The organism is Streptomyces sp. NPDC030820 (genome assembly GCF_055572075.1).
This window is the reverse complement of the sequence record NZ_JBVIEB010000011.1, coordinates 258,508-264,925: the sequence shown is the minus strand read 5'-3', so window position 1 is coordinate 264,925 and position 6,418 is coordinate 258,508. Positions and strand designations below refer to the sequence as shown.

The 6,418-nt window shown below is 69.9% G+C and carries 8 protein-coding genes and 1 pseudogene; 7 read left to right on the top strand and 2 right to left on the bottom strand.

Annotated features, from left to right (window positions below):
* The 7 genes and pseudogenes from ACZ418_RS29500 to ACZ418_RS29470 form a co-directional block, all read left to right on the top strand.
* A pseudogene (locus tag ACZ418_RS29500) lies at positions 1–456 on the top strand (hypothetical protein); the annotation flags it as partial.
* Positions 453–644 carry a hypothetical protein gene (locus tag ACZ418_RS29495; protein WP_058083010.1) on the top strand — a complete coding sequence of 64 codons (192 nt, stop codon included), beginning with the start codon at positions 453–455 and terminating at the stop codon, positions 642–644. The pseudogene ACZ418_RS29500 and the gene ACZ418_RS29495, both read left to right, overlap by 4 nt.
* Before the next feature lie 119 nt (positions 645–763).
* Positions 764–967 carry a hypothetical protein gene (locus ACZ418_RS29490; RefSeq protein ID WP_058083009.1) on the top strand — a complete coding sequence of 68 codons (204 nt, stop codon included), beginning with the start codon at positions 764–766 and terminating at the stop codon, positions 965–967.
* A gap of 263 nt (positions 968–1,230) precedes the next feature.
* Positions 1,231–1,626, top strand: a complete 396-nt coding sequence (locus tag ACZ418_RS29485; RefSeq protein WP_468368846.1) for a plasmid mobilization protein — start codon at positions 1,231–1,233, stop codon at positions 1,624–1,626.
* Positions 1,623–3,338 carry a relaxase/mobilization nuclease domain-containing protein gene (locus tag ACZ418_RS29480; protein ID WP_468368843.1) on the top strand — a complete coding sequence of 572 codons (1,716 nt, stop codon included), beginning with the start codon at positions 1,623–1,625 and terminating at the stop codon, positions 3,336–3,338. The genes ACZ418_RS29485 and ACZ418_RS29480 overlap by 4 nt, the downstream gene beginning before the upstream one ends.
* Before the next feature lie 162 nt (positions 3,339–3,500).
* The gene (locus tag ACZ418_RS29475) at positions 3,501–3,872 is read left to right on the top strand and encodes a hypothetical protein (RefSeq protein WP_425580590.1); all 372 of its coding nucleotides are present in this window, start codon (positions 3,501–3,503) and stop codon (positions 3,870–3,872) included.
* 76 nt (positions 3,873–3,948) lie between these two features.
* On the top strand, positions 3,949–4,644 hold the full coding sequence (locus ACZ418_RS29470) for a hypothetical protein (protein WP_468368840.1): 696 nt from the start codon (positions 3,949–3,951) through the stop codon (positions 4,642–4,644).
* Between the two features lie 61 nt (positions 4,645–4,705).
* Here the strand turns inward: ACZ418_RS29470 and ACZ418_RS29465 are convergent, their stop codons facing one another.
* On the bottom strand, positions 4,706–5,314 hold the full coding sequence (locus ACZ418_RS29465; RefSeq protein ID WP_468368837.1) for a hypothetical protein: 609 nt from the start codon (positions 5,312–5,314) through the stop codon (positions 4,706–4,708).
* A 282-nt stretch (positions 5,315–5,596) separates the two neighbouring features.
* Complete coding sequence (locus ACZ418_RS29460) at positions 5,597–6,415, bottom strand: SPDY domain-containing protein (RefSeq protein ID WP_468368958.1); 819 nt, start codon at positions 6,413–6,415, stop codon at positions 5,597–5,599.
* Positions 6,416–6,418: the final 3 nt, after the last annotated feature.

Genomic DNA, 6,418 nt, shown 5'->3' with positions numbered 1-6,418 from the left:
GACACCACCGGGGACCGGGGACCGAACGACACGGTGACCGACACCACCGGGGACCGGGGACCGAACGACACGGTGACCGACACCACCGGGGACCGGGGACCGAACGACACGGTGACCGACACCACCGGGGACCGGAGGCACCAGGTTCCCCTGCGCCGGACGCCGGCCCCCAAGGCAAAGGGGAAGAGCAAGCGCAGTAGCCGGTCCCGCGGCCCGCAGGCTCAGCGTCCGGCGCGTGAGCCGGAGCAGGACATCGACCATCTGGTCGAGCTGATCCGCCCCCACGTGCCCGCGCTGCTGGAACGGGACGGCAACGCGGCCGTGACTCGAGTCCAGCTCAGGGAGATCATCCGCCGCGAGAAGCTCCCCGGCGGCCGAAACGACCGACTCAGCCTGGTCCTGGCAGCCCTGCGCAGCCCAAACAGCAACACGACGACAAGGAGCACCACACCATGAGGACCTGCCCGCAGTTCGCCGCCATCCGTGAGGAATACGAGCGGGAGATCGGCTATCTGAGCGCCCACTCCAGGCGGCATGCCGGCAAGCCGTCGGCGAAGGCCAGCTCGACGTACGCCGCTTCAACGAAGGCGCGGATGGCCCGGGCGCTCAGCGGCCACGTCGGACGCTGCCCCGAGTGCGGCTGACCCTGCAAACCAGCAGGTCACTCCCCCTGCCCCCCTTTGGTGGCCCGGCGCACCCCGGGCCACCGCCCCGTACCGAGAGGCATCCCGTGGTTTCCCACCCCATCCCTCCGTCGCGGCACATGGCCACCGAGGCGGCTGCGTGGGCCACCGTCCTGGTCCGCCGGCACCTCGTCTACGCCATGGTGCCCGTCCCGACCGGCCAGTGGCTCGTCCAGCAGGTGCCGAACGGGCCGGTCCAGCTCCTGCACGGACCGGCCTCCGTTCTCGATCTGGCCGCCACCATCCAGCGGCAGCTCCGTACGGCGAGGCCCGACAGCCGATGACGAACCCGAACGAGAACAGCGCCACCCCGGATCCTGCTCGGGACCCCAACTCGGTCTGGGGGCGAGCAAGTTATCGCAAGAGCATTGCTCCCGTCGGGAGCAATGCTCTTGCCTCCCCCGCCCCTGGAGTGGCGGGAGCGGACCGGCACCGGGGGGTGCCGGTCCACCAGGATGCGACCGAGGGCGGACCACATCCAGAAGGGGGACTGCCGCACACGTGCCACACCGCGTACTGCGAGCACGCCGCGCCGCCGAAGCCACACGTGCACCAGCGCGAGCGCCTGCGTGACGAGCACAAGCGCATGCGTCAGCCCAGCTGCCGTATGAACGACGACGAGTACCAGCTCCTCGTCCGCGCCGCGTCCGCCTGCCGCATGAGCGTCGCCAGCTTCCTCGCCCACGCCGCCCTCAAAGCCGCCCGTGACCTCGACCGCACCGCTGCCGAGATCGCCACCGAACGAGAAGTGCTGACCGAGCTGTTCGCCGTACGCCGGCACCTCGGCCAGATCGGCAACAACCTCAACCAGGTGGCCAAGGCCACCAACGCCGGCGCCGACGTCCCGCACACCCAAGCCGTCCTCGACGCCGTCCACCGCGCCGCCAAGCGGGTGGAGACCTTCACCCAGCACTACCTGGACACCGAGAACCACGTCTCATGATCCCCAGAGTCCACAAGCGCGGGACACGCACCATCGGGCTGCTGTACTACCTGTACGGGCCGGGCACGCACGAGGAACACGTCGACCCGCACCTCGTGGCCGCCTGGGACAGCCTGGCGCCAGACCCCGGCCGCGACCCGCAGGCGACGTACACCGAGTTGCAGAAGCTCCTCGACCAGCCGGTCGAAGCCCTCGCCCCCAGCCGTCGCCCGGCCAAGCATGTGTGGCATCTGTCGGTGCGTGCCGCGCCAGAGGACCCCGTACTCTCCGACGAGCAGTGGGGCGAGATCGCCCGGCGCATGGTCGCGGCCACCGGCATCGCCCCCGACGGCGACGCCGCCGCCTGCCGCTGGGCGGCCATCCGCCACGCCGACGACCACATCCACATCATCGCCACCCTCGTCCGGGAGGACGGTCGTAGGCCCCGCCTGAACAACGACGCGGGACGCGCTCAGGCCGAAGCCCGTCTGATCGAAGCCGAGTACGGCCTCAAGCGGCTCAACACCGGGGACGGCACCGCCGCCCAGCGGCCGACCAGCGCCGAGCGCCACAAGGCCGAACGGCAGCAGCGGGAACGCACCCCGCGCGAGGAACTGCGTGAAACCGTTCGCCGTGCCGTGGCCGGAGCCACCGGCGAGAGGGAGTTCTTCGACCGGCTCGCCGCTGCCGGCCTGCTCATCCGGCGGCGGATCGCGCCCTCCGGTGACCTGCTGGGGTACACCGTCGCGCTGCCCGACGACCGCAACAAGGACGGCGAGCCCATCTTCTACTCGGGATCCAAACTTGCCCCGGACCTGTCGCTGCCCCGCATCCGCGAACGCTGGTCCGCCGACGACCAGGCCAGCGGTTCAGTCGCTGCGCCGTCACGCACGGCGCCCAGCGCCCCGTCCACCGCGCGCCGCGGCACTGCCTCCGCGGCATGGCAGGCACTGATCGTCATCGAGGAAGGCGACGACGCGGTCGCCGCCGCTCACATCGCCTCGGCCGGCGAGGTCCTGGACGCGCTCGCCAAGACCTCCGCCGCCCACACCCGAACCCAACTGCGCGGGGCCGCCGTCGCCTTCGAGCGGGCCTCCCGTTCGCACGTGCGGGCTGAGCGCGGCCACGACCGGGCGCTGCGGCAGGCCGCCCGCGACCTGGTCCTCAGCGGGCCCGCGCTTGGCCGCGGGGAGGACGGCGCGACCACCGCGATGGCGATCGACATGTTGTTCTTCCTCGTCACCGCGGCCATGCACTGGCACGCGAAGAAGGGCCACGCTCAGCAGGCCGCCGCCGCCCGTCAAGCCGCCGAACACCTTCGTGCCGCCTACCAGGCCGCCGCCGCCCAGCCGCTGGGCGCCCTCTACCAGCGCGGCCGGCGCCTGGGCCACCCTCTCCTGCAGCGGCAGACGGCCGTGCTGCGTGAGGCTGTGCCGGAGCTGGCGGAGCAGGTCCTGGCCGAGCCCGGCTGGTACGCGCTCGCAGCCACCCTCGCCGACGCCGAAGCCGCCGGCCACAACGCCACCGTGCTCCTCGCCGATGCCGCCGTACGCAGAGAACTCGACACCGCAGAATCCGTCAGCGACGTGCTGGTGTGGCGCCTGCGCCGTAGTGCCGACCTGCCCGTCGACACCAGCAATGCCGTGACCGCCGACAGCGGGACGGAGCGCCTGACCAGCCGCACCGGACGCGCGGCGCAGGGCCGGACCACCGCCCGGCGAGGCCGGTCGTGACTGTGGACTTTGCGAGTTGAACAGGTCACATGCCTTCGAGGACGATCATGACGCGAGCAGGACGAGACGCAGGAGGACGCCAGCGTGTTTGATCGGATACGCCGCCGCAAGCCGGATGCGTTCGACATCGAGATGCAGCGCCGGCACGAGGAGATGTGGAAGATGTGGCAGCGCATGCCCCTGCCCACGCCTACGATGCCACCGCCTGGCGTGCAGCTGTCCGAGCCAGTGGCCGAGGTGGACGACTTCCTGCCGCCGGATCTGCGCGTCCCGAGCCACGACCAGGTCGCCGGCCGAATGATGCCCTGGCTGCGGCCCCTCGTCCTGGACGGCGAGGTCGTCACCTGTGCCGAGTGCGGCGCGTACCGGGACTGGATCATCATCTCCACCCAAGATCAGATCTGGCTGCGCTGCCGCGCCGGTCACCAGCAACAGGAGACTCGCCTGGACACGGCCTGGTACAACCGGAACTCCGCGCCGGTCGATGCCACGCACGCCACGTTCGAGGACTGCCTGCGCCACCTCGGCCACTGACCCCTATACCCCTACGACCCCACAGGGCCCACTGGCCCCCACTGCCCAACCTCTCCCAGAACCAAGGGGTCAAGTCGTGCGCGTTCGCGTCGCCACCACCGCCGTCGGCATCACCGCCGTTGCCCTGCTCGCCCTGCCCGCCTGCTCGCCCCACAGCGCGGCACTTCCTGCACCGTCGTCCTCCGCCGCCTTCGGCAGCCCGGCCGTCAATGAGGTGAACAGCACCCCACTGTCGTCGGCCGCACTCACCGCCCGCCTGCTCGACGAGAGCGACCTGGGCAGCGGCTACACCCGCAAGGCCGAGCTCCCTGCACGGCATGACGACGTCACCGTTCTCGGCTGCCCTGCCCTCTCCGACCTCGGCGGCGAGGCGGCCACCGGAGGATCGCTCGACTTCCCCCGCCAGGCGAAGACCTCCTTCACCTACGCCGGCCACAGCGACTCCGAGGTCTCGGAGGAGCTGTACAGCGACACGCCCGCCAAGCTGTCCGACGGCATGGTCGAGGTCTTCGACGCCATGGCCGGGTGCCCCGAGTACCAAATCCTCGTCGGCGGCTCCGCCATTGACATCGCCACCCAGAAGACGGCATCGCCCCACTTCGGCGAGGAGCAGTGGAGCCAGCTGCTGACCTTCTCCGCCGGCGGACACGACAGGGTGGTAAAGCAGACAGCGATCCGCGACGGGAACGTCCTCGTGGTCGTTTCCGGTTCGCCCGCTCTCGTCGACCGGCACCTCGACAAGGCCCTCACCAAGGCAACCGCAGGCCGCTGAAACGCCCACTGCTCGGTGTCCCGCCCCGCGCGTTCCTGGCGGGGCACCGTCGCATGGCCCTTCATTCACATCGCAGCGAGCCGCGCTGGACCTCGTACGCCCACCCGCGTGGGACAGGCCGTCCTTCGTCGAGCAGTAGGGCCTCGTACGTGTCGCATATCAACCGGAATGCGGCGTCCTCCGCGGCCAGGATGTCGATGCGGTAGGGGCCGGCGACGTATACGGGGCGTCGTTCGTCACCGGTCCCGGCCCACTCCAGACGGTGCCTGAATTCTTCAGACAGTTGATCGTCCGGCTGCCGCTGTCTGAAGTTGCGCACCTGGGGCTGTTGCAGGTTGCCAACGCCCATGGCGTACTCGTCGAAGTGCTCGATTACATCCCGGGCGTGTTTTCCGCCCGGCACCGCACGGTCGAATGCCTCAAGGGCGTCGCTGACCAACTGCCGAGCTGCTTCTGTCTTCACGTGTGTGCGTGTCATCTCGACGCCCCGCAAAACGTGGCGCAGTGCCATCACCGTATACGGAGCGTCTATGACGGCCCGGCAGGAATCGCGTTCATGGGTAAGCCTGTGAACGTCCAGAGCCACCTTCCGGTGGGCCATAACGGCAATCGAGTGTCCGATGTTGGCTCCGTGCTCGGTTGGCCGCCACGCGTTCTCGGCTTCGCTCATTCTTTCAACTCCCCGCGCCTTCCTGGGCGAACAGGTCAGCCTACGGCGCCAACCCATACCCGTGCGGCGCTTTATTCGTATCTCTGGCGTTCTTGATGAGCACAAGACATGTGACGGGTGCGCGAAAAGGCCCGGACACCTTCGAGGGGTGTCCGGGCCTTTCGATAGCACGCGGAGGGCCGCTAGGTACATGCCCCATTGAGGGCTCCGACCAGTCGATGCCGAACAAGGGCCCTGACCTCATTTCTCCTCTCTGTCCTTGTGGGATCACGACGCGTGGCGTCAGATGGCCGGGGCGCGCAGGAGCCGGTCTTCGGTGCTCGCGGGGAGCACCCGGCGCAGGACCGGTGTGGTGGAGCTGATCGAGCCTGCGAAGGCGGCGACCAGGTCGTGCGGGACGCTGGAGCTGAACGACGCCGCCCACAGGCATCGTGCGCCGAGCACCGGCTCGGCCCATGCCTGCCACCCGTCCAGGCTCGTCCCGGTGTCGTCGGTCAAGGTGCGCGGGTCGGCGTCCTGAATGAGGGCCGGCACCGTGCCGTAGCTGATGTGGGAGGTGAAGGTCGCGTCCGTCGCTCCCGCACGGGGCTGGTCGATGTCGAGGAGCCAGCCGTGAGTGGTGACGGCGTCGAGGACCAGCTCGGTCCCGCCGAACTTCTCGGCCGGGCGCTGCCGTGCGTCGAGTGCGACGAGAAAGTCGACGATGGCCTCTCCGGGGACGTCGGGGGTGAAGTACGCGGACCACTGCGCGAGCGGACTGGCCGTGTCCGTGCGAGCCGACACCTGCCAGGCGACTGGCAGGTCCCCCAGCAGGAACGGCTCGTCCGCCAGAACCCACTGGGCCCATCGGAGGGTGTCGGGGCTGAGGTGCAGGACGGTGCTGCGTACGACCTGTCGGTCCTTTGGTGCCTCGTCCGGCTCCTGCCGGCCGCGGACCATCGTCAGGCTCATCCAGCCAAGGCCGGTGAGGGTGTCGGCGACGGTGTCGTAGAGCCGTCCGTCGTCGCCGGCCAGGTGGCGGGGGCCCACCCAGTACGCGGCCTGGGTCCGATCGGGTGCGGCGGGGTCGAGGGGGAAGTCGGGATTCAGGGGCACCTCCAGGAT